Origin of the sequence: Hymenobacter sp. UYCo722, from assembly GCF_040547115.1 — a bacterium.
Taxonomy (GTDB): domain Bacteria; phylum Bacteroidota; class Bacteroidia; order Cytophagales; family Hymenobacteraceae; genus Hymenobacter.
In genome coordinates, this window is sequence record NZ_JBEPPC010000001.1 from 711,249 (window position 1) to 732,924 (window position 21,676).

Genomic DNA, 21,676 nt, shown 5'->3' on the forward strand with positions numbered 1-21,676 from the left:
CACTCCCCAGACCAGGTTGTCTACTTTCGGTTAATCGTAGTGGCCGCGCCCTGCTCCCCGGCCAGCACCAGCACTTCGGCAATCGTTACGTGCGGCGGCCGCGTCACCATAAACACGATAACATCAGCAATATCTTCAGCCCTCAACGGCTCAAAACCCTCGTATACTTTTGCGGCCCGCGCCTCATCGCCCTTGAATCGGACCCGCGAAAATTCCGTTTCCACCGCTCCGGGGTTCACTTCGGCTACCCGCACGCCGGTGGGCAGCAGGTCGAGGCGCATGGTTTTAGTCAGCATCTGCACAGCGGCTTTGCTGGCGCAATACACGTTGCCATTGGCATAGGCCTCCTGCCCGGCAATTGAGCCCACATTCAGGATGAAGCCGGTTTGCCGGGCAGTCATACCCGGCAGCAGGGCGTGCGTTACGTTCAATAGGCCGCGTACGTTAGCGTCCAGCATCTGGTCCCAGTCAGCCGGGTCGCCGGTTTGAATGGGGCTCAGACCATGCGCTCCGCCAGCATTATTTACCAGAATATCCGGAGCCCGCAACGCTTCCGGTAGCCCGGCCACGGCCGCCTGCACGGCCGCGCGGTCGCGCACGTCAAATTCCAGAACGTGCACCGGAACCGGAGCCAACTCGGCAGCTAACTCATCGAGCCGCTCGCGCCGTCGGCCAGTCACTACCAACTGAAAGCCGGCCCTGGCCAGCGCCACCGCCGTAGCCCGGCCAATACCCGACGACGCGCCGGTAACAAAAGCAGTTTTCATCTTCAAGTTGTCGGTTGCCGGTGGTTAGTTGTCAGTCTTTTTAAATTTGCGGGCAGAAACTAAGAACTGACAATCAATGACTGACAACCAATTAATTCTGAATGTTTATATAAAGCGTCACCGCGTTGGTACTCATGTATTGCAGGCTACGACTGAAAACGTCGTTGCGCGGCACCAACAGGTTTCGCAGGCCATGCGAGAAACGCAACTCGGGGGCCAGCTTAAAAAGCGGATAAAAAAGCTCCAGCCCTACGCCATACTCCAGCGTCAGGTCGCTGCCCTCGGCACGCAGCACGTTGTGTAGCGGGTCGCTGCGGCGGTTGCTGGCCGTCAGCGTGGGGTTCAAGCCCGCAATCATGTACATACGAGCATTGCGGCGGCGGTCCGATTGGTATTTAATCAGCAGTGGAAACTGCACGATTGTCGATGTGATATTCTGCGTCACGATGGAATCGGGCGACGGATAACCAATCGGCCGAAACTCAATGCTACGCGTCTGGAAATTCACACCTGGTGCAAAACGCAGAATAAACGGCGAATCCGGCCCGCCCAGTCGCGCGTCGGCAATGAAGCCCACGCCCAGGCTCGGGCTGATGATGGAATTTGCCGTCACCCACTTATTGGCCACGTAATAATCCGATTGTTCCAGGTTGAATTTCGCCCCGGAGAAGCTCAGGTACATGCCCGGGTGAAACCACCGTTCGTCGTAGGCCGGCAGGTTTTGCACCGTCACCGATTTCACTACACCCGATGAGCTGCGGCTCACGCGGGCGCGGGCTTTGCGCTGGGCCTGGGCCGCCGAGGGCAGCAAGGCAAGCACACTGGCCACCAGGACCAGCCGAATTAGTTGTGCGCCGTGTAAATGGAGCTGATGCCGAAAGTGAGGGGTTGCCATGCAGGTTCTTTGAAGCCGACTTTAACGAGAATCGCCAAAAATTCGGGGCCGTCCGGGAAAGCCTGCACCGATTCGGGCAGGTAGGTATAAGCAGACTGGTCTTTGGAAATCATCTTGCCAAAAACCGGCAGCACCCGGCTGAAATAAAAATTATATGCTTGCTTGAGCGGAAACGCCGTGGGCTTGCTGAATTCCAGCACCACCAGCTTGCCGCCCGGCCGAAGCACCCGGCGCATCTCGGCCAGGCCTTTTTCCAGGTGTGCGAAGTTGCGCACACCAAACGATGCCGTCACGGCATCGAACTCCCCATCCTCAAACGGCAGGTTTTCCGAATCGCCCAGCTCCAGCTGAATGCGGTGGCCGAGGCCCTTTGAGGCCAACTTGCGGCGACCCACCTCCAGCATCCCTTCCGAGATGTCGACGCCTGTTATTTGGGCATCGGGCGAGGCGGCGCGCAGCGTCTCGATGGCGAAATCGGCAGTGCCGGTAGCAATATCCAGAATGCGGGCCGGGCGCAGCGCTTTAAGCTCATCAACAGCCCTGCGGCGCCAGTAAATATCGGTGCCGGCACTCAAAAAGTGATTGAGGAAATCGTACTTGCCCGCGATGGAATTAAACATCTGGGCAACCTGCGATTTCTTATCGGCGGAATTGTCTTTGTAGGGTACGACGGCCATGTGTGGGCGCAAAGAACGGAAGTGAAGCGGAAAAATTATACTCCTGCAACGCCCAAACCCAACGGTTTGTTAAGGCCAATAGGCAAATACCACTGCCTTAGCGCTAAGGCCACAAAAAAAGCGGGCCAGGCATGGTGCCCGGCCCGCTTCCCCGTGGGTGGAGTGACAAAAACCGAATTAGTTCTTGGTCTTCACTTTAGTCTTTTCGCCGTTGGCATCTTTCGCCTTGGCGTCAATTTCACCGTTCTGGGTTTTCGTCTTGGTTTCGCTGCCGTCCGGACCTTTGGTTTTCACCTTCACTTTGTCCGAGTCCTCGTCTACCTTGGTTTTCACTTTGGTGCCGTCAGCCATTTTTACCTTGCTCTTGCCGGGAGTCAGCGGAGCAGCAGTGGTCGGGGTCGGGGCAGTCGTCGTCGAAGTGCTGGTGCCCATCGTACCGGTTTCCATCGTGCCGGTACCGGTCGTACCAGTGCCCATCGAGCCTTCAGCACGCACGGCCTTAAACTCGTCGCGACGGTTCAGCTGCATGTTTTCGGGCGAATCGTTCGGCGCGGCCGGACGACGCTCGCCGTAGCTCACCGTGGTCAGGCGCGAATCAGCAATGCCCTGCTTCACGAGGTAGGTTTTGGCGGCATCGGCGCGGTTCTGGCCGAGCACCATGTTGTACTCGTCGGTATTACGCGAGTCGCAATGGCCTTCAATCGAGATGTTCATGCCGGTGTTGGCGGTCAGCACCTGGCTAATGTTGTTCAACTCGGTAATTGACTCCGGACGCAGCTTGTACTTATCGGTATCGAAGTAGATATTTTTGAAGGCCATGCCGGCCGACGTCGTATCAATGTAATCAACGTAGAAGTTCTTGGTAATGGTAGTCGAGTCGTTGGTCGACACGGGCACCGGGAACTCCTGCGTTTCGATGTTTTTGCCATCCTTGCTCACGGCTACCTGGTAAGTACGGCCCGAAAGCACGGCCACCTGGTAAGCGCCATCAGGCTTGGTTACGTCGCGGAAGCTCAGCGCCGTTTTGTCGGCCTGCTGCCCGCTGAACACCAACTCCACGCCGGGAATCACCGTGGTGCTGTCGCGCTTCGAGAACACCTTGCCAATGATGTTGGCGTTTTTGATGTAGTTGATGGTGTAGATGTCCTTCTCGCCGTAACCGCCAATGCGGTACGAGCTCAGGTAGGCGTACGAGCCATCGGGGCTCAGGCGGTAGTAGGAGTCATCGTCCGGCGTGTTCACCGGGTAGCCCATGTTTTGGGCCGGGCCCCATTTGCGGCCAGCCTCGTCATACTCCGATTTGAAGATGTCGTAGCCGCCCATGGTGTTGTGGCCGCGCGACGAAAAGTACAGTGTCTTGCCATCCTTGCTTACGTAGGGGCTGTCATCGTCGTACTTGGTGTTGATGTTGGCGCCCAGCGAGCGAGCCGGACCCCAGTCCGTGCCCATAGCGGTACGGGTCGACTGGTACAAGTCCAGCGTGCCATCTTCCGAGTATTTACCGGTTGCGAAAATCAACGACAACCCATCGGGCGAAATGAAAGCGTCGCCTTCGTAAGCCTTTGAGTTGATGTTGCCATCCAGCGGCTTGGGAGCGCTCCAGTCGCCACCCGATTTGTCCGACACGAAGATATCGCCGTTGTTATCGTTACGATACATCAACAGCTTCGAGTCATTGTCGAACAGCTGGGTCGAAGCGTCGTGGCCTTTGCCGTTCAGCACGCCACTCAGCGAGCGGGGCTTCTGCCAGTTCTCGTCATCGATGCGGGTCGATTCAAAGATGTCTTCGTAGTACTCACCGTCGGCGGCTACGCTCTTATTCTTTTTGTCGCTCACGTTGCCACTGGCACCGGTTACGTTCTCACCACGCGAAGTGAAGATGAGCACCTTGTCATCCGACGAAATAACCGGGCTGTGCTCCGAGTACTGCGTGTTGATGGACGGACCCAGATTCTTCACGAAGATGTCCTTCGGCGAGTTGAACTGAATCTTAGCATTTTTGCTGTGCATGATGAGCTGGGAGAGCTCTTCCTTGCGCTGGTCATTCTTCTTCAGCGTAACGTTATACGCCTGGTAGTGGGCAATGGCCTCGTCGAAGTTGTAGTTCAGGTGGTCGACCCGACCGAGCCAGTAGTCCACGTCCTTCGAAACCTTCGGCTTCAGCTTCTGCGCTTTGTAGATGTAGTCGCTGGCCTTCTCCTTGTCGAACGACATATAAGAAATACCTGCATTGAACAGCGCTTTGGCGTTGTTCGGGTCTTTAGCCAATACTTTTTCGTAGTAAGGAATGGCAGCGCGGTAGTTTTCCTGCTCGAAGAACTTGTTGCCGGTCTTGAGGTCTTTGCGGGTGCTTTGCGCTTGAGCCGGAGCAGCCACGGAGGCGGTGAGGGCAACGGCGCACGACGCTTGCAGTAACCTTCTGGATAAGTTGTCCATTGGAGGAGAGGTTTGAGAAAAAGAAATTTCTGAAGGAATTATAGAAGAGAATGCGGCCCAAACGGACGACCGCCGCCGCGGTCAATTTTGGGCTTATACTGAAAAATAGCCGCAGGGTTAGGGCTTTATGCCGAATTACGCTGAAGGTAACCGTCTATTTGCGGGCAGCCCTGCCACTTGCGTCGTCACTATTGGCGGGCAAAGATAGGCTGATTGTGTACGAAACCGGCAAAACAAGGGTTTTAGAGCCATTCAGAAACAGTCTGGTTGGGGGGAGCGACACCGACTGACAAGCCGGGGGACGGCGCAAATATAGAAGCCTCAACGAAATAGCAACTGAGCCGGGTTTTTTTTAACTACGGAGTCGGCAGCGGGATAGGATGTAATTTTGCGGTCCATTATTTTTTTCATTTCTGGTGCCCGCTACCTATGATTATTCGCGATGCCCGCTTTTTGACCAGTAATTCCCGGGCCGACCTCTGCCCTGCTCCCTCGCTGCCGGAATACGCCTTTATCGGCCGTTCCAACGTAGGAAAATCGTCACTTATCAACATGCTCACGGGCCGCAATGGGCTGGCCAAAACCTCGGCTTCGCCGGGCAAGACGCAGCTGATAAACCATTTCGTTATCAACGATGACTGGTTTCTGGTCGATTTGCCGGGCTACGGCTACGCCAAAGTAAGTAAGGTGTCGCGCGCCGAGTGGGCCAAGATGATAAACTATTACCTGCGCCACCGCCCGAACCTGATGTGCGTGTGCGTGCTGATTGACTCGCGCCACGCTCCACAGGCTCCCGACCTGGAATTCATGGAGAAGTTGGGCGAGGAAGGCATTCCGTTTGTGATGATTTTCACGAAAACCGACAAGCAGTCGACCGCCCAAACCAAGGTTCTGATAACCGAATACCTGCGCAAGATGAGCGAAATCTGGGATGAGTTGCCGCGCTATTTCCTCACCTCGGCCGAAACCGCGCGGGGACGCGAGGAAGTGTTGGATTTTATTGCCGAAATAAACAAACAATGGGCGGCTGATGCCGCTACCGGGGCGTAGTTTGGCCCCGTAATTGCCCTTGGCGCACGGCCTGCATGCAGGTTTCATTCGCGTCCGCTCATTCGCTTCATTCCTACTTATTATGTTCGCTAAACACATTTCCGCCATTGCGCCACTGGCACTCGGGCTACTGCTAGCCGCTGCCGCTCCGGCGCTGGCCCAAACCCCCGTCGCTCCCAAAAGCCCGGCCGAGAAGGGCACCGGCATTGCTTCGGCAGGCAAGGTTATTCCGGTAGCTGAATATTACGAAGGCGGCCAGACGGCCATGTACGACTTTATCGCTAAAGAGCTGAATTACCCACTCATGGCCAAGCGCAATCGTATTCAGGGCCAGTGCATTGTGAGCTTCACCTTAAATCCCGACGCTACTTTGTCCGGCATCAAGCTGGTGAAACAAGTGGGTGGTGGCACCGGTGAGGAAGCTTTGCGCGTGGTGCGCCTGCTGAAGTTCAAAAAGCCCGAGTATCCGATTCTTACCAGCCTGCCCATCACCTTTAAGCTGGGCAGCACGGCTTCGAACGCTACCGAGTAGGCCCATGCGCCACCAACAGTAAGCCGCAATGAATAATGTCGTTTCTTTGCACCGCATTGCGGCGCTCAGCGCCCCTTGTTCTTTGCTAACTGTTAATTGTTAACTGAAAAGAGAATGCCCTACGAACTGCAAGAGTTAGCCGCCATCAGCGGCATGCCCGGCCTGTACCGCTTGGTGCGTGCCGCACGCCATGGCGTGCTCGTCGAAAGCCTCGATGAGAAAGCCACCCGCACGCTGGCGCCGGCCCGCAACAAGGTGTCGCTGCTGTCCGAAATTTCGATTTATACCCAGGATGCCGACGAAACCGTGCCGCTGACGGAAGTTTTCGAGCGCATTCATCAAAAGCACGGTGCGGCGTCGCCGGTTACGGCCAAGTCGAGCGAGAGCGAGCTGACCGACTTTCTGGCCAGCGTAATTCCCGACTACGACCGCGACCGCGTGTACCTGTCCGACATCAAGAAGCTGGCATCCTGGTACGGCATTGTGAGCAAGCACCGCCCCTACGTTGCCGCCGAAGCAGCACCCGCTGCCGAAGAAGCTGCCGAAGCCGATACCGCCGCCGAAACGCCCGCTCCCAAAGCCAAGAAGGCCAAGGCCCCCAAAACGGAAGAGCCCGCCGCCGGAGAACCATTGAGCACTGGCGGTGTGATTGGTACCCCTGACGAAGCCCCAACCGCCGAAGGCAACCCTGAGGCAGCTGCACCCGCTAAGAAAAGCCGCAGAAAAGCTGAGTAATATCCGGGTTTATAAGAAAATAAACAACAAAGCCGCTCCGGTATCCGGAGCGGCTTTTTTGTGGGCTGGGCTTTTGTGGTGCCAAACGCCTTAGGGCAGCTGGCTAGGAAGCGGCAACCACCTCCTCAGCGATGCAGGCTTCGGCCTGCTCGACCAGCTCTTTGCTGCCGATAAAAACGGGGCAACGCTCATGCGGCACTTTGGGCTCAATTTCCATGGTGCGCTGATACCCATTGCTGCTCTTGCCACCGGCCTGCTCTACAATGAAAGCCAAGGGGTTGCACTCGTACATGAGGCGCAACTTACCGGTTTTATTTTTGGCGGTGGCGGGGTACACGTAGATGCCACCCTTGAGCAGGTTGCGGTGAAAATCGGCTACGAGCGAGCCGATGTACCGAGCCGAGAAGCTCTGGGCTTTGCACTGCCGCACGAAGGCAGCCACACCAGGGGAGAACGAGTCGGAGCTACCCTCATTGATGGAGTAAACAGTTCCGGTTTTGGGGGTCTGAATATCGGGGTGCGAGAGAAAGAATTCGCCCAGCGAATGCTCATAAGTGAAGCCGTTCACGCCATTGCCGGTCGTGTACACCATCATGGTGCTGGAGCCGTAGATGACGTAGCCAGCGGCCACCTGGTGGGTGCCGGGCTGGATGCAGTCGGCGGTGGTGCCTTCGCGGCCGGTGGGCGACACGCGACGGTAGATGCTGAAAATAGTACCGATGCTGACGTTCACGTCGATGTTGCTCGACCCGTCGAGCGGGTCGATAGCCACCACGTACTTGCCTTGGTTGTTGCCAGTTTGAATCATTTCATCATCTTCTTCGGAGATGACGGTGCAGACTTCGCCGCCGTTGCGCAGGGCCCGAATAAAACGAATGTTGGCGATGACGTCGAGCTTCTGCTGGTCCTCGCCCTGCACGTTCTGGCTGCCGTAGGCTCCGGCGATATCGATGAGGCCGGAACGGTTAATTTCGCGGTTGACAATCTTGGCAGCCAAGGCGATATCGCGCAGTAGCTGCGAGAGTTCCCCAGTGGCGTAGGGGAAGTCTTCCTGCTTGCGCATAATGAAGCGGTCGAGGGTAGTGCCGACGGGCAGGGCCAGTTTATTGTGGTCCATAGAGGAAATCAGATAGCAAAATGGTGGGCGGGAACGCAGCACAAAGCTACTAGCCGGGGGCCGTAAAGTTACCGTGCGGCGCGCGCAATCGGTTGCCGGGCGATGAAGAACCGCAAATCGTGAGCGTAATACCCTGGGCAGTTGGCCGAACACTTCGGAGCCGTAGCGGAATACCCAAAAACCGCATTTGCGGTCGGCGGCGCTACTTTTGGGGCCTATGGAGAAAATACCGGGACTTCAGGTATACAAATTTGGTGGGGCGTCGGTGAAGGATGCGGCGGCGATTCTTAACCTCTGCCGCATTGTGCGGGACTTTGGGCCCAAGGGGCCGTTGGTGGTAGTGGTGTCGGCGATGGGCAAAACAACCAACGCGCTGGAGGAGATTTACGATTTGGCGTATTCAGGGCAGGACTGGGCGCAGCAAATGGAAAGTTTAACAGCTTATCATGAACGAGCATGTGTTGAGTTAGCTGCCCTGATTCCGATGGTAAAGCTGTCGCAGCTAAGGGAGCAATTGCAGCAGCTTGTTTTAGAATTAACGGAGGAAATGCAGTTTATGAAGCTTGTTCATAAACCTGAATCGTACGACCAGGGCTACGATAAAATAGTATCCTTTGGTGAGCGGTTTTCTGTCCTGTTAGTCAGAACTGCGCTGACTTATTTTGTGTCCGCTGTCGCAGTGCACTATATGCCAGTTCAATCGGTCATTTGTACAGACGAAACTTGGCGCGAAGGCAAGGTAAATTGGTCTGTAACGGAAACGCGAACGAGATACATTGTAGAAAAGGAATTAGCAGCAGGTGCAAAAATTTTTGTGACCGAAGGATTTACGGGTGGTACGGAAACTTTCGGCCTCCCAATTACCCTGGGCCGCGAGGGTTCCGACTATTCGGCCGCCATCCTGGCCTACTGCTTGCGGGCCGAATCAGTCACCATCTGGAAGGACGTGGCGGGCCTGCTCAACGCCGACCCCAAGATATTTCCGGATACTGTGCGCTATCCCGAAATCAGCTACCGCGAGACCATCGAGATGGCGTATTACGGCGCGTCGGTCATCCACCCCAAAACCCTGAAGCCGCTGGCCGACCGCAACATTCCGCTGCGCGTAAAATCGTTTCTGGACCCCGAGGCCGAGGGCACGCTTATCCACGACTGCCAGCACCCGGCGTTGGCCCCGGCCTTCATCCGCAAGACCGACCAATGCCTGCTTTCCTTCGCCAGCAAGGACTTTTCGTTTATCTCCGAGGAGAACCTGGCGGTAATTTTTGCGGCCCTGGCCCAGGCCAAGCTCAAGATTAACGTGATGCAGAACTCGGCCATCAGCTTCTCGGTTTGCGTCGATTTCTCGCAGCGGCGGGTTCATCAGTTGCTCGATTTGTTGCGCGAGCAGTTTCTGCTGCACTACAACACGGGACTGCTGCTGTTCACGATTAAAAATTATGATTCGGCCAGTATTGCAACGCTTACGGCAGGCAAGCGGCTGCTACTGGAGCAGCGCACGCGCGGCACGTTTCAGTTTGTGTGCGCGGCGTAGCTGAACGAAATCCGAAAACGTCATGCTTCATCTGGCGTCCGCGCAGCCGAAGCATGATGTGCTTCCAGACCTCAAATCTCACCACTCCTACTTCATGGAATTCATCCTCGTCACTCCCCAGTCCCGCCCCGGCGTGGCCCTCATCCAGCTCAATCGCCCCAAAGAGCTCAACGCCCTGAACCTACAGCTGATGCTCGAAGTCCGCGACGCGCTAAAGGCCTTAGATGAAGATGAGGCGGTACGGGTGGTTATTATTACGGGCAACGAGCGGGCCTTCGCGGCCGGGGCCGACATCAAGCAGATGGCCGGCAAAACGGCTATCGACATGCTGATTACCGACCAGTTCAGCACCTGGGACCAGATTCGCAAGTTCCGCAAGCCGCTGATTGGGGCCGTGTCGGGCTTCGCGCTGGGCGGTGGCTGCGAGTTGGCCATGACCTGCGACCTGCTGGTAGCCTCGGAAACAGCGCAGTTCGGACAGCCCGAAATCCGCATTGGCACCATGCCGGGAGCCGGCGGCACCCAGCGGCTGACGCGCGCCGTAGGCAAGGTCAAAGCCATGGAAATGGTGCTTACCGGCGAATTCATCTCGGCCCAGGAGGCGCACCGTTCAGGGCTGGTGAACCGGGTAGTGCCCGTGGGCCAGTACTTAGAAGAAGCCTACCGCCTGGCCGCTACCATCGCGGGCATGAGCCCGGTAGCCGCCCGCCTGGCCAAGGAATCGGTGAACCGCGCTTTTGAAACCCACCTGGATGAAGGACTGCACTTCGAGCGCAAGAATTTCTACCTCACGTTTGCCTCTGAAGACCAGAAAGAAGGCATGGCCGCGTTCGTAGAGAAGCGCAAGCCGGAGTTTAAGGGGCGGTAATTTGCATAATGATGGATAAAGAACGTCATGCCGAGCGTAGTCGAGGCATCTCGCGTGCAGCAGTAATCTAATGCATTGCCACGAAGCGAGCGAGTTGCCTCGGCTACGCTCGGCATGACGTTCTTTTGGTAAATCCCGTACACGCCCAACCTTACCTCACTCCTACCCCCCACACCCCCACACCCTAAAAACACATGGCAGTACTCGTAGGCAAGCGCGCTCCCTCCTTTCGTGCCAGCGCCGTGGTAGATGGCAAAATAGAAGAAGACTTTTCGCTCGACCGCTACCTGGGCAAAAAACACGTGCTGTTTTACTTTTACCCAGCCGATTTCAGCAAAGTGTGCCCCACCGAGATTCTGGCGTTTCAGGACCGGCTGGTTGAGTTTGAGGAGCGCAACGTAGCCGTGGTAGGTTGTTCTACCGACTCGCAGTACGCGCATCTGGCCTGGCAGCAGCTGTCGCGCGACCAGGGGGGCATTGCCGGCGTGCGGTATCCGCTGGTGGCCGACGCCACCAAAACCATCTCGGCCAACTACGATGTGCTGGGTGGCCACTACGACTACACGCCCGAGGGTGAAATGACCTACGTGGGCTCACCCATGGCTTACCGGGGCCTGTTTTTAATTGACCAGGACGGCATCGTGCGCCACCAGCTGGTGAACGACCGGCCACTGGGCCGCAGCCTCAACGAGGCCCTGCGCATGATTGACGCGCTGCAATATTATGAGAATAACGGCGAAGCCTGCCCCGTAGACTGGAAAGCCGATAAGGACGCGTAGTGACAACCAAAATCGCATACTGCGCGCCGATGGCGTAATTTTGAGGCTTGCTTTTCATTTACGATATCGCCCTGGGCCTGTACGGCCTGCTGCTCCGGCTGTTAGCGCCGTTCGTGCCCAAAGCGGCCGCCTGGATAGCCGGCCGGCGGGGCCTGCTGGCCCACATCCGCCACACGATTGGGGCCGATACCGCGCCCCGCGTGTGGTTCCATTGTGCTTCACTGGGCGAATTTGAGCAGGGCCGCCCGCTGATTGACGCTTACCGGCAGGCCCATCCGGGCTCCAAAGTCGTGCTCACGTTCTTCTCGCCTTCAGGCTATGAGGTGCGCCGGAGCTGGCCTGGTGCCGACTACATTTTCTACCTGCCGCTGGACACAAGGGCCAATGCCCGCGCTTTTCTGGAGGTGGTGCAGCCCCGGCTGGTAGTATTCGTGAAGTACGAATTCTGGTACCACTTTCTAAACGAAGCGTTTCAGCGGGGCATTCCGGCGGTGGTAGTATCGGCAATTTTCCGGCCCGAGCAAGTGTTTTTTAAGCCATGGGGCGGCTTCTTTCGCAAGATTCTTGGACGGTTCACCCACATATTTACGCAGAACGAGGCCTCGGCCAAGCTGCTTCTTGAGGTGGGGCTGAAAAAGGTAAGTGTGGCCGGCGATACGCGCTTCGACACCGTGGTGGCCACCGCACTGGCTCCGGCCCGCTCGCTGCCCCTGGTAGATGCCTTTGTGGCCGACAGTGCGCCGGTACTGGTGGTGGGCAGCAGTTGGAATGAGGACCTGCCCGTGCTGCGCCCGCTGCTGGAGCGCTACGGCAGCCAGCTCCGCGTGTTGCTGGCCCCGCACGAAGTAACCGAAGCCAACCTGCGCCAGGTGGAAGCCCTGCTACCCGGTCCGGTGCAGCGCTACTCGCAGGCCGAGGCGGCCACCGTGGGCCAGGCGCGTATTCTGCTTTTCGACAACGTGGGTTTATTGAGCCAGCTCTACCGTTTTGGCGAGTACGCCTACGTGGGCGGCGCATTTGGCAAGGGCCTGCACAACACGCTGGAAGCGGCGGCTTTCGGTCTGCCGTTGTTTTTCGGGCCTGCTTACGCCAAGTTTCAGGAAGCGGTGGAGCTGGTGGAGATGAAAGGGGCCTTCCCCGTGCACAATGGGGCCGAGCTGGAAGCCGCCTTTACCTATCTGTGGAATACCGACGATGCGCGCCTGCGGCTGCAGGACACCATTCTCGACTACGTGCACGACCAGGCCGGGGCCACGCGCACCATCATGGCCGCCCTGCGCCACCTCACTCCCGCCCCATGAAAACCGCTGACACTTACCTTCCCGATGGCCCCACGGGCCTGCTGCACGGCATCGTGGTAAAATCCACGGGCTCGTGGTACGTGGTGCGCGGCCTCGAAACCGGGGAACTGTACCGCTGCCGGCTGCGCGGCAAATTCAAAATAAAAGGCCTGAAAGCCAGCAACCCGCTGGCCGTAGGCGACCTTGTCGATTTCAGCATCGAAACTCAAACCGAGGGGGCGGGGGTGATTTCGTACATTTCCCCGCGCCGCAATTACATCGTGCGTCGCTCGGTGCACAAAACCGGCCACGTCCACATTGTGGCCGCTAATCTCGACCAGGCCATGCTGGTCGTCACGCTGGTATCGCCAGCTACGTCGTTTGGCTTCATCGACCGGTTTCTGGTAACGGCCGAAGCCTACCACATTCCCGTCACGCTGCTCTTCAATAAAACGGACTTGTACGACGAGGAAGGCTTCGGGTATCAGGCCGAAATTGCGGGCATGTACGCCAGCCTGGGCTACCCCAGCTGCACCTGCGCCGCTACTACTGGCGAGGGCGTAGCCGAAATCGACCAGCTGCTCGACGGTAAGGTAAGCCTGCTGGCCGGGCATTCCGGCGTGGGCAAAAGCACGCTCATCAATGCCCTGGTGCCCGACCTCGACCTGAAAACGGCCGAAATCAGCGAGTTCTCCGATAAAGGCGTGCACACCACCACCTTCGCCGAGATGCTGGAAGTGCGCCCCGGTACCTACATCATCGACACCCCCGGCATCAAAGAGCTGGGCCTCGTGGATTTGCCACCGGCCGAGCTGGCTGGCTACTTCCCCGAGTTTCGCGCCTTGCTGGGCCAGTGCCGCTACCACAACTGCCAGCACACCCACGAGCCCGGCTGCGCCGTGCGCGAAGCGGTAGACCAGGGCCGCATCGCCCTGCCGCGCTACGACAGCTACCTGAGCATGCTTGCCGGCGAGGATAACCGGCACTAACGGCACGGGTGCTGAACAAAGAAAGAGGCGGGTAGAATGAAGAAGTACCCAATGGGCAACTCTCCATTCTACCCGCCTCTTTCTTTATGCAGCGCTACGATTACTTGCCCGTGGGCAGCACCACGCCGTCAATTACGTGGGTAACGCCGTTGCTCGAAATTACGTCGGCGATTTGCACGGTGGCGGGGGCGTCTTTGCCGTTGCTCACCATCACCTTGCCGTCTTTCACCATCACGTGCAGCTTCTCGCCGTTCACGGTGGTCAGCTCCTGGCCATCTTTCAGGTCGGCAGCCACCAGGCGGCCGGGGATGACGTGGTAGGTGAGTATACCGGCCAGCTTGGCTTTGCTGGCGGGGTCCATCAGGCCGGCTACGGCTCCTTTGGGCAGCTTATCGAAGGCAGCGTTGGTGGGGGCGAATACCGTGAAGGGACCCGCGCCTTTCAACGTTTCCACGAGGCCAGCCTGCTTCACGGCGGCCACCAGCGTGCTTACGCTTTTGGCACCCATGGCATTGTCAACGATGTCCTTATCGGCCGTCATGGCCACGCCGTCTACCATTACGCCTTCGGGCTTTGCCATGCGGGCCGAGTCGCCGGCCATAGCTGCCATCGAATCGGCGGGGTTAACGGTGCTGGTGGTGGCCACCTCCGTTTTGGCGGTTTCGGAGCTGCAGCTGGCCAGCATCAGGGTCGTGGCGAGGGCTGCCAACAGGGGAGCAAATGATTTTTTCATGAAACAGATGGCTTGAAAGAAAAGAATTTAGGTAAGCGGAAAACGATAAACGCCGTAAGTGTACTTACGGTTGTGAGCTTACGAAGCAATTACCGGCCTCGGATGTTTTGCAAGCCCGCCAAATTCTTACCTTCGCCCGCCGAAAGCAGCAGTAGCTGCCGGAAAAATTGTTTAATCCGCTAAAAATCCGCAATTCATGAAAACTGCCGAAATCCACACCAAAAAAGGAGTAATGAAAGTTGAGTTCTACGAGCAGGATGCTCCGAACACCGTTAAAAACTTTACCGAACTCGCCCAAAAAGGCTACTACGACGGCCTTAAATTTCACCGCGTCATCCCGAATTTCGTGATTCAGGGCGGCTGCCCCAATACCCGCGAAGGAGCTAAGGGCCAGCCCGGCACCGGCGGCCCCGGCTACAAAATCGACTGCGAAACCAGCGGCGGCAACCAATACCACGAGCGCGGGGCGCTAAGCATGGCACACGCCGGCAAGAACACCGGCGGCTCGCAGTTTTTCGTGGTGCATTCGCGCGACAACACCGCGCACCTCGACCGCGTGCACACGGTATTCGGCAAAGTGGTGGACGGGCTGGAGGTAATTGATAAAATCCAGGCCAACGACGAAATCGAGAAAATCGTGGTGACGGAGGCGTAAGCGGCCTCCTGCATAAAAAGAGAACGTCATGCCGAGCGCAGCCGAAGCATTGCTTCGACCACGCCCGGCATGACGTTCTCTTTTGTCGGATACCCCACCGGGCCCTACTTCTTCCCTTCCGGAGTAGGATGCTCGATTTCCTGCACCAGCTGGCCGTACCAGTTTTCGCCATATTTGCGAATAAGCGGCTCCTTGAGAAACTGGTACACCTTCACGCCCAGCTTGCCACCGAAGTCGCAGGCCGGATTGCAGATATTCCAGCGGTCGTAATTCAGGGCGTCGAACCCTTCGTATTTCGTGATGCGAATGGGGTACAGGTGGCAGCTGATGGGCTTTTTGAAGGTAGTAGCACCCGCCAGGTAGGCCTGCTCGATGCCGCATTTCAGGATGCCGCGCTCGTCCCACAGGGCATAGGCGCACTCCTTGTCCTCAATCGTCGTGGTACTGAAGTCGCCCTCCCAATCCTTGATGTAGAGGCCCTGCGCCTCGATGGCGGCTTTACCGGCCTCGGTGAGGAAGGGCTTGATGTTGGCGTACTCCTGCTCCAGAATCTTCAGTTCGGGCTCCTCGAGCGGCGCGCCGAGGTCGCCCTCTACGCAGCAGGCCCCCTTGCAGGCTTCGAGGTTGCAGACGAAAAAATTATCGGCGATGTCGTCGGAAATGACCGTTTCCTGAATAATAATCATTTACAAAGATAACCCCGGCAGCGCGCGCCCGAAATGATGGCCCACCCCTGCCCAGGGCTCCGTACCTTTGTATACCCGCCCAAAAGGCGGCTTATTTCGCACATGGCTCTAGATTATCTTTCCCTCCTGAATCCGTCGCAAGGTGCCGCGGTGATGCAAACCGAAGGCCCGTGCATGATTATCGCCGGCGCTGGCTCGGGCAAAACCCGGGTACTCACCTACCGCATCGCCAACCTGCTCGAAAAAGGCGTCGACCCGTTCAACATCCTCGCCCTCACCTTCACCAACAAGGCCGCCAAAGAAATGCGCGCCCGCGTGGAAAAGGTAGTTGGCCCGGCGGCCCGCAGCCTCTGGATGGGCACTTTTCACTCCGTCTTCGCTAAAATTCTGCGCTCCGAGGCCGATAAAATCGGCTTCCCCCGCAGCTTTACAATTTACGACACGCAGGATTCGAAAACCCTGATTGGCCAGATTGTGAAGGAGCTGGAGCTCGACGACAAGCTTTACAAGCCCAACCTGGTGCTGGGCCGCATCTCGGCCGCCAAAAACAAGCTGATTTCGCACAACCAGTACCTGAACGACCCAACCATTAAGGCCGACGACGAGGCGGCGCTGCGGCCTAAAATCGGGGCTATCTACCAGCAGTACTTTCAGCGCTGCCTCAAGGCCGGGGCCATGGATTTTGATGACCTGCTCTTCAACACCAACGTGCTGTTTCGCGACCACGCCGATGTGCTGAACAAGTATCAGAACATGTTCAAGTTCGTGATGGTGGACGAGTACCAGGACACCAACTATTCGCAGTATCTAATCACGCGCAAGCTCGCAGCAAAGGAGCGGAACATCTGCGTAGTGGGCGACGATGCGCAGAGTATTTATGCCTTCCGCGGCGCAGATATTTCGAATATTCTTAATTTCGAGAAAGACTACCCCGAATTGCAGGTATTTAAACTGGAGCAGAATTACCGCTCCACGAAAAATATCGTCTGGGCGGCGAATTCGGTTATCAAAAATAACCAGGCGCAATTACGCAAAGACGTGTTTTCGGAAAACGAGGAAGGTACGTTGATTGAAGTCCTGAAAGCCGCTTCGGATAACGAGGAAGGCAAACTGGTGGCCAATTCCATCTTCGAGGATAAGATGAACGGTCACTTGTCGTACGACAACTTTGCCATTCTCTACCGCACCAACGCGCAAAGCCGCGCGATGGAAGAATCGTTGCGGAAATTAAATATAAAATATAAAATTGTTGGTGGCCTGTCGTTTTATCAGCGCAAGGAAATCAAGGATTTGGTGGCTTATCTGCGCCTTACGGTCAATCAAAACGATGAGCAGGCTATTCGTCGGGTAATTAATTACCCAAAGCGCGGAATTGGTGACACCACCATCAGTAAACTCATTACCACGGCCGATGAGGCTAACCACACGCTGTGGGAAGTGGTGGCCAACGCCGACCAGTTTATGGCGGCGCGGGTGAGCAACCCGGTGGTGGGTTTTGCTGAAAAAATCAAGAGCTACATGGTGATTGCCGAGAAGGAGGATGCCTTTGAGGCGGCCAAATTCATCGCCAAAAACTCCGGGATGCTGGAGGAGCTGTATGCCGATAAAAGCATTGAGGGCCTGTCGCGCTACGAAAACATTCAGGAACTGCTCAACGGCATTAAGGAATACGTGGACGACCCCGAGCGTGAGGATAAAAGCCTGGGAGCTTTCCTGCAGGATATTGCCCTGGTGACAGATTCGGACCTGAAAGACGCGGCCCAGGAGGGCGAAGCGGTGACGCTAATGACCATTCACTCCGCGAAAGGATTGGAATTCCGCAACGTGTACATCGTGGGCATGGAGGAAAACCTGTTTCCGAGCCAGATGATGATTACCTCGCGGGCCGACTTGGAAGAGGAGCGCCGGCTGTTCTACGTGGCTATTACGCGGGCCGAAAAGAAGCTGACGCTGAGCTACGCTACCTCGCGCTACCAGTGGGGCAACCTGCGCAGCTGCGAGAAAAGCCGCTTTCTGGATGAGATTGACCCGCGGTTCGTAGATTTCAAGTTTGCCGCCGGGCCGGGCACGGGCGAGCCGGGCCCGTTCCAGCACGTGTTTGAGCGGCGCTCGAACCTGGTGCCCACGCCGCCACGCAAGGTGCAGGCCACCAACTACGTAGCCCCGGCCGACTTCACCCCTTCCGACACTTCCAAGCTGCAAACCGGCCAGCGCGTAGAGCACGCCAAATTCGGTTTCGGCACGGTGAGCGCGCTCGAAACTCAGCAGGGGACCACTAAAGCCACTATCCAGTTTGAGGAGGTGGGCGAAAAAGTGCTGCTGCTGAGCTTTGCCAAGCTGCGGGTGCATTAGTCCTTCGATGCATCATCCCGGAACGTCGTGCTTGGGCTGCGCGAACGTTAGATAAGCACGACGTTATTTTCTGCACCACGCGACACGCCTGCCACCGTATCTTTGGCCTGAGCGCCGCCCCCGGCGGCCTCCCTCCTGCTTTTTATGACCGATATTAATTCCCTGCCCTTCCACCTGCAGCTGCTGGTGCGCGAATACGGGCACAGCACTTACCAACTCATTCAGGGCCTCAAGGACATTGAGGACGTGGCCGAGCGCACCAAGCGTGCCACCGCCATTGTGCAGCTGATGCTACGCTTGCAGCCGGCCCTGCGCGACCTGCCCGAAATTCAGACCCGCCTCTGGAACCACCTGCACGCCATGGCCGGCGAAGACGTGGCCCTCGAAGCGCCGGTAGCGCTGCGAAGCCTCACGGTGCGCACTGAGAAACCCAACCGGGTGCCTTACCCCCGCACGGCCCCTAAGCTGCGCGCTTATGGCGCGGCCATTGAAGCCCTGATTGCGAAGGCCCTCACCATCGAAGATGCAGATGACCGCGAGCAGGCTACAATCCAGATTGGCCGGACGATGAAGTTCCTGTACCGCCAGCATAACAAGGAAAATGCCAAGGACGTGACCATTCTGCGGCATATGGGCGAGCTTTCGGGCGGTCAGCTCAAGCTCGATGCAGGGTTGGTCGATAGTGAAAACCTGTTTGAGATGCCGGCCGCTCCGGCGGGGACTAAACCGTTCATCGTGCCCCAGCCAGCGCAGCGCGATGGCCAGAGCCGCGATGGCCAGAGCCGCGACCGTCGCGAAGGCCGCGACAATCGGGAACGGGGCAATGGCTTCGGTAACAAAAACGGTAAGAAGCGCAAGAAGGGCCGCAGCCAGGAGCCGCAGCAGCCACCACAATAATTTTTTTAGCTGTTAGCTAATAGCTGTTGGCTATTAGCTAAGGTCTGTTTCAGACACCGTTAAGCTATATCTCTTAATAGCTAAAAGCCAACAGCTATTAGCTAACAGCTCACTTAAATATGGCTGCATTTGAAGTACGCGGCGGCAAACCACTGCGCGGCGAAATCACGCCCCAGGGTGCCAAAAACGAAGCCCTCCAGATTCTTTGCGCGGTATTGCTGACCCCGGAGGCCGTCACTATCAGTAATATCCCGGATATCCGCGACGTGAATAAGCTCATCGAGCTGTTGCGCGACATGGGCGTTAAAGTAGGCAAACTGGCTTCGGATACCTACGTTTTTCAGGCCGAGAACCTCAACCTCGACTACATGGACACGCCCGAGTTCGTGGCCCAGGCCAGCGCGTTGCGCGGCTCGGTGATGATTCTGGGGCCCATGCTGGGGCGCTACGGGCGCTGCCAGCTGCCCAAGCCGGGCGGCGATAAAATCGGCCGCCGGCCGATGGATACGCACTTTCTGGGCCTCGAAAAGCTGGGTGGCAAGTTGACCCTGGAAGGCACCGATTTTTACCGCATTAAAGTAGACGGCAAGCTGCAGGGCACCCACATGCTGCTCGATGAAGCTTCGGTAACCGGGACCGCCAACATTTTGATGGCCGCCGTGCTGGCCGAAGGTACTACCACCATCTATAACGCGGCCTGCGAGCCTTACTTGCAGCAGCTGTGCCGCATGCTGGTGCGCATGGGGGCTAATATCCAAGGCATTGGCTCGAACCTGCTTACCATCGTGGGCGTCGACAAGCTGGGCGGCACCGAGCACCGCATGCTGCCCGACATGATTGAAATCGGCTCTTTCATCGGCCTGGCGGCCATGACGGGTTCCGAAATCACCATCAAGGACTGCCAGATTCCCGAACTCGGCCTCATCCCCGAAACCTTCCGCAAGTTGGGAATCCAGATTGAATTCCGGGGCGACGACATTCATATTCCGGCTCAGCCGCATTACGAAATCGCGACTTACCTCGACGGCTCCATCCTGACCATCAGCGACCACACCTGGCCCGGCTTCACGCCCGACTTGCTCAGCATTGTGCTGGTGGTGGCCTGCCAGGCCAAGGGCACGGTACTCATTCATCAGAAAATGTTCGAGTCGCGCCTGTTCTTCGTTGACAAGCTGATTGACATGGGCGCGCAGGTTATTCTCTGCGACCCGCACCGCGCCACCGTTATCGGCCTCGACCAGCGCACCCGCCTGCGTGGCATCACAATGACGTCGCCTGACATTCGCGCCGGCGTGGCGCTGCTTATCGCCGCGCTTTCGGCCGAAGGCAAAAGCACCATCGAAAACGTGGAGCAGATTGACCGGGGCTACCAGAACATCGACCTGCGCCTGAATGCGCTGGGCGCGGATATTCGCCGACTGTAATTTTTTACCAGAATCCCAAAAGGCCAATTACGGCCTTCCGAAGCAGTTTTTCCCACAGCCCGACCGCTACTGGTCGGGCTGTTTTTTTGCCCCGTCGGGTTACCGAAAAGCGGAATTTGGATAAAGCCTCAGCTGCGCCGCTGAGTCTTTTTTTTATTCAGCTTTCCCATCCCTTTTCCGATGAAATACCTGATAATTCCCGTCCTGCTTGGACTGGGGCTGGCCGGGTGCAGCCAATCCAAATCCGATGAAACTGTTGCCGAACCCAAGTCAGCCAGCCAGTTGCGGCACACCCCGGTTGCCACCGTTGGGGCCTCGTCCGGGCCGTTGGCGGCACCAACGCCCCCCGAGCACCCAACCGAAGCCGTAGCCACTGCCAAGGCCCAGCCGAGCCATTCGGTGGCGTATCAGGCCGAACTGAAAATGGCGGTGGATGATTTTGACAAGGTCACCGACCGCGTGAACAATTTGCTGGAGCGGCACGAAGCCTACCTTAGTTCGGCGCACGAAACCCGGGCCGAAGGCCAGCGCCGCCAGGAAATGACGCTGCAAGTGTTGCCCCGGCAATTTGTAGCGCTGGTAGCGGCACTTGGCAAGCTGGGCCACATTCAAAACAAGGACATTTCTGCCGCCGACATGACGGCCGATGTGCTGGCTACGACCGCACACCTCGACGGGCAGCACGCTGCCGAAGCGCAGCTACGTCAGCAGCTGGCCCGGGCTGTTTCCCCGGCCGAACGCACCCGCCTGGAGGGCGAAGTCCGACGGCAGCGAGCCGAGACCAGCGCTACCGAAACGCAGCTGCAGCAGTTCGGCAACCGGGCCGAATGGGCAACGCTCACGCTCTATTATTATCAGGTGCTACCTACTACCGAGCCGATAGTGCCTGAGTCGCCGGTGGCCCCACGATTTCACCAGGCCTTTGGCTGGGGCTGGGCCCTGCTGATGGATTTCGCGGTAGCATTGGCCTATGCTTGGCCGGTGCTGCTGCTGGCGGCCCTGGGCACCTGGGGGCTGCGCCGCTGGAAACTGCGCCAGGCGGTGGTGGAATAATTCTCCCCTGGCAGTCTGACTCAATCAAAATTCTCAACATAGCTATATGAATTCGCGGCCATACTGCGTTGGCTGTAAACTGCACGCCAAATCAGCTATTCCGTTTCACTTAGCGACCAGAAAACCATGAAGAATTCCTGGGTATTTACGCTTGCGCTGGTAGTAATTTTAACGGGCTGCGGCGAAGCGAACCGTAAAGCCTCAAGGGAAACCGCGA

Annotated in this window: 20 protein-coding genes; 13 read left to right on the forward strand and 7 right to left on the reverse strand. The window is 57.5% G+C overall.

Annotated features, from left to right (window positions below; translation table 11 throughout):
• Window positions 1-20: 20 nt before the first annotated feature.
• The 4 genes from ABIB44_RS03130 to ABIB44_RS03145 form a co-directional block, all read right to left on the reverse strand.
• On the reverse strand, window positions 21-767 hold the full coding sequence (locus tag ABIB44_RS03130; RefSeq protein WP_354583164.1) for an SDR family NAD(P)-dependent oxidoreductase: 747 nt from the start codon (window positions 765-767) through the stop codon (window positions 21-23).
• Between the two features lie 91 nt (window positions 768-858).
• A complete protein-coding gene (gene porT / locus ABIB44_RS03135) occupies window positions 859-1,596 on the reverse strand; it encodes a type IX secretion/gliding motility protein PorT/SprT (RefSeq protein ID WP_354583165.1) in 738 nt (245 codons plus the stop codon).
• Window positions 1,597-1,610: 14 nt separating this feature from the next.
• Window positions 1,611-2,339: a bifunctional demethylmenaquinone methyltransferase/2-methoxy-6-polyprenyl-1,4-benzoquinol methylase UbiE gene (gene ubiE / locus ABIB44_RS03140; RefSeq protein ID WP_354583166.1), complete on the reverse strand. Its 729-nt coding sequence runs from the start codon at window positions 2,337-2,339 to the stop codon at window positions 1,611-1,613.
• A gap of 177 nt (window positions 2,340-2,516) precedes the next feature.
• Window positions 2,517-4,775 carry an OmpA family protein gene (locus tag ABIB44_RS03145; RefSeq protein WP_354583167.1) on the reverse strand — a complete coding sequence of 753 codons (2,259 nt, stop codon included), beginning with the start codon at window positions 4,773-4,775 and terminating at the stop codon, window positions 2,517-2,519.
• Between the two features lie 429 nt (window positions 4,776-5,204).
• On the opposite strand from ABIB44_RS03145, the gene yihA reads away from it, so the two are divergent.
• From yihA to ABIB44_RS03160, 3 genes are all read left to right on the forward strand, one after another.
• On the forward strand, window positions 5,205-5,825 hold the full coding sequence (yihA, locus tag ABIB44_RS03150; protein WP_354583168.1) for a ribosome biogenesis GTP-binding protein YihA/YsxC: 621 nt from the start codon (window positions 5,205-5,207) through the stop codon (window positions 5,823-5,825).
• Window positions 5,826-5,907: 82 nt separating this feature from the next.
• On the forward strand, window positions 5,908-6,357 hold the full coding sequence (locus tag ABIB44_RS03155) for an energy transducer TonB (RefSeq protein WP_354583169.1): 450 nt from the start codon (window positions 5,908-5,910) through the stop codon (window positions 6,355-6,357).
• Between the two features lie 114 nt (window positions 6,358-6,471).
• Window positions 6,472-7,092: a DUF5606 family protein gene (locus ABIB44_RS03160; protein ID WP_354583170.1), complete on the forward strand. Its 621-nt coding sequence runs from the start codon at window positions 6,472-6,474 to the stop codon at window positions 7,090-7,092.
• A 103-nt stretch (window positions 7,093-7,195) separates the two neighbouring features.
• Here the strand turns inward: ABIB44_RS03160 and fbp are convergent, their stop codons facing one another.
• On the reverse strand, window positions 7,196-8,209 hold the full coding sequence (gene fbp / locus ABIB44_RS03165) for a class 1 fructose-bisphosphatase (RefSeq protein WP_354583171.1): 1,014 nt from the start codon (window positions 8,207-8,209) through the stop codon (window positions 7,196-7,198).
• A 217-nt stretch (window positions 8,210-8,426) separates the two neighbouring features.
• On the opposite strand from fbp, the gene ABIB44_RS03170 reads away from it, so the two are divergent.
• The 5 genes from ABIB44_RS03170 (at window position 8,427) to rsgA (ending at window position 13,659) form a co-directional block, all read left to right on the forward strand.
• Window positions 8,427-9,743 (forward strand): aspartate kinase, encoded by a 1,317-nt coding sequence (locus ABIB44_RS03170; protein ID WP_354583172.1) that lies wholly within the window; start codon window positions 8,427-8,429, stop codon window positions 9,741-9,743.
• 94 nt (window positions 9,744-9,837) lie between these two features.
• On the forward strand, window positions 9,838-10,611 hold the full coding sequence (locus ABIB44_RS03175) for an enoyl-CoA hydratase-related protein (RefSeq protein WP_354583686.1): 774 nt from the start codon (window positions 9,838-9,840) through the stop codon (window positions 10,609-10,611).
• Window positions 10,612-10,805: 194 nt separating this feature from the next.
• Window positions 10,806-11,390 (forward strand): peroxiredoxin, encoded by a 585-nt coding sequence (locus ABIB44_RS03180; RefSeq protein ID WP_354583173.1) that lies wholly within the window; start codon window positions 10,806-10,808, stop codon window positions 11,388-11,390.
• 47 nt (window positions 11,391-11,437) lie between these two features.
• Window positions 11,438-12,691, forward strand: a complete 1,254-nt coding sequence (locus tag ABIB44_RS03185; RefSeq protein WP_354583174.1) for a 3-deoxy-D-manno-octulosonic acid transferase — start codon at window positions 11,438-11,440, stop codon at window positions 12,689-12,691.
• A complete protein-coding gene (gene rsgA, locus ABIB44_RS03190) occupies window positions 12,688-13,659 on the forward strand; it encodes a ribosome small subunit-dependent GTPase A (RefSeq protein WP_354583175.1) in 972 nt (323 codons plus the stop codon). The genes ABIB44_RS03185 and rsgA overlap by 4 nt, the downstream gene beginning before the upstream one ends.
• A gap of 100 nt (window positions 13,660-13,759) precedes the next feature.
• Here rsgA and ABIB44_RS03195 read toward each other — a convergent pair whose 3' ends face one another.
• Entirely contained in the window at window positions 13,760-14,392 is a 633-nt protein-coding gene (locus tag ABIB44_RS03195; protein WP_354583176.1) for a fasciclin domain-containing protein, read from the reverse strand.
• Between the two features lie 196 nt (window positions 14,393-14,588).
• Between ABIB44_RS03195 and ABIB44_RS03200 the strand changes: the two genes are divergently transcribed.
• A complete protein-coding gene (locus ABIB44_RS03200) occupies window positions 14,589-15,047 on the forward strand; it encodes a peptidylprolyl isomerase (protein ID WP_354583177.1) in 459 nt (152 codons plus the stop codon).
• A 104-nt stretch (window positions 15,048-15,151) separates the two neighbouring features.
• Here the strand turns inward: ABIB44_RS03200 and ABIB44_RS03205 are convergent, their stop codons facing one another.
• Complete coding sequence (locus ABIB44_RS03205) at window positions 15,152-15,733, reverse strand: DUF3109 family protein (protein WP_354583178.1); 582 nt, start codon at window positions 15,731-15,733, stop codon at window positions 15,152-15,154.
• 102 nt (window positions 15,734-15,835) lie between these two features.
• Here ABIB44_RS03205 and ABIB44_RS03210 point away from each other — a divergent pair, with 102 nt between their 5' ends.
• The 4 genes from ABIB44_RS03210 to ABIB44_RS03225 all read left to right on the forward strand — a co-directional run bounded on the left by ABIB44_RS03210 (window position 15,836) and on the right by ABIB44_RS03225 (window position 21,459).
• Complete coding sequence (locus ABIB44_RS03210; protein WP_354583179.1) at window positions 15,836-18,085, forward strand: ATP-dependent helicase; 2,250 nt, start codon at window positions 15,836-15,838, stop codon at window positions 18,083-18,085.
• Between the two features lie 144 nt (window positions 18,086-18,229).
• Window positions 18,230-18,982, forward strand: coding sequence for a DUF4290 domain-containing protein (locus ABIB44_RS03215; RefSeq protein ID WP_354583180.1), 753 nt, complete (start codon window positions 18,230-18,232; stop codon window positions 18,980-18,982).
• Between the two features lie 119 nt (window positions 18,983-19,101).
• Window positions 19,102-20,406 carry a UDP-N-acetylglucosamine 1-carboxyvinyltransferase gene (gene murA, locus ABIB44_RS03220; RefSeq protein ID WP_354583181.1) on the forward strand — a complete coding sequence of 435 codons (1,305 nt, stop codon included), beginning with the start codon at window positions 19,102-19,104 and terminating at the stop codon, window positions 20,404-20,406.
• 180 nt (window positions 20,407-20,586) lie between these two features.
• A complete protein-coding gene (locus tag ABIB44_RS03225; protein WP_354583182.1) occupies window positions 20,587-21,459 on the forward strand; it encodes a DUF4349 domain-containing protein in 873 nt (290 codons plus the stop codon).
• Window positions 21,460-21,676 lie beyond the last annotated feature (217 nt).

Excerpts from the sequence above, each read along its gene's own strand:
- ABIB44_RS03195 (WP_354583176.1), bottom strand. The coding sequence starts at position 14,392 with ATGAAAAAATCATTTGCTCCCCTGTTGGCAGCCCTCGCCACGACCCTG.
- ABIB44_RS03175 (WP_354583686.1), top strand. The coding sequence starts at position 9,838 with ATGGAATTCATCCTCGTCACTCCCCAGTCCCGCCCCGGCGTGGCCCTC.
- ubiE (WP_354583166.1), bottom strand. The coding sequence starts at position 2,339 with ATGGCCGTCGTACCCTACAAAGACAATTCCGCCGATAAGAAATCGCAG.
- ABIB44_RS03210 (WP_354583179.1), top strand. The coding sequence starts at position 15,836 with ATGGCTCTAGATTATCTTTCCCTCCTGAATCCGTCGCAAGGTGCCGCG.
- ABIB44_RS03180 (WP_354583173.1), top strand. The coding sequence starts at position 10,806 with ATGGCAGTACTCGTAGGCAAGCGCGCTCCCTCCTTTCGTGCCAGCGCC.
- yihA (WP_354583168.1), top strand. The coding sequence starts at position 5,205 with ATGATTATTCGCGATGCCCGCTTTTTGACCAGTAATTCCCGGGCCGAC.
- ABIB44_RS03145 (WP_354583167.1), bottom strand. The coding sequence starts at position 4,775 with ATGGACAACTTATCCAGAAGGTTACTGCAAGCGTCGTGCGCCGTTGCC.
- murA (WP_354583181.1), top strand. The coding sequence starts at position 19,102 with ATGGCTGCATTTGAAGTACGCGGCGGCAAACCACTGCGCGGCGAAATC.
- ABIB44_RS03160 (WP_354583170.1), top strand. The coding sequence starts at position 6,472 with ATGCCCTACGAACTGCAAGAGTTAGCCGCCATCAGCGGCATGCCCGGC.
- ABIB44_RS03225 (WP_354583182.1), top strand. The coding sequence starts at position 20,587 with ATGAAATACCTGATAATTCCCGTCCTGCTTGGACTGGGGCTGGCCGGG.
- ABIB44_RS03155 (WP_354583169.1), top strand. The coding sequence starts at position 5,908 with ATGTTCGCTAAACACATTTCCGCCATTGCGCCACTGGCACTCGGGCTA.
- ABIB44_RS03170 (WP_354583172.1), top strand. The coding sequence starts at position 8,427 with ATGGAGAAAATACCGGGACTTCAGGTATACAAATTTGGTGGGGCGTCG.
- ABIB44_RS03200 (WP_354583177.1), top strand. The coding sequence starts at position 14,589 with ATGAAAACTGCCGAAATCCACACCAAAAAAGGAGTAATGAAAGTTGAG.
- rsgA (WP_354583175.1), top strand. The coding sequence starts at position 12,688 with ATGAAAACCGCTGACACTTACCTTCCCGATGGCCCCACGGGCCTGCTG.
- ABIB44_RS03130 (WP_354583164.1), bottom strand. The coding sequence starts at position 767 with ATGAAAACTGCTTTTGTTACCGGCGCGTCGTCGGGTATTGGCCGGGCT.
- ABIB44_RS03215 (WP_354583180.1), top strand. The coding sequence starts at position 18,230 with ATGACCGATATTAATTCCCTGCCCTTCCACCTGCAGCTGCTGGTGCGC.
- ABIB44_RS03205 (WP_354583178.1), bottom strand. The coding sequence starts at position 15,733 with ATGATTATTATTCAGGAAACGGTCATTTCCGACGACATCGCCGATAAT.
- fbp (WP_354583171.1), bottom strand. The coding sequence starts at position 8,209 with ATGGACCACAATAAACTGGCCCTGCCCGTCGGCACTACCCTCGACCGC.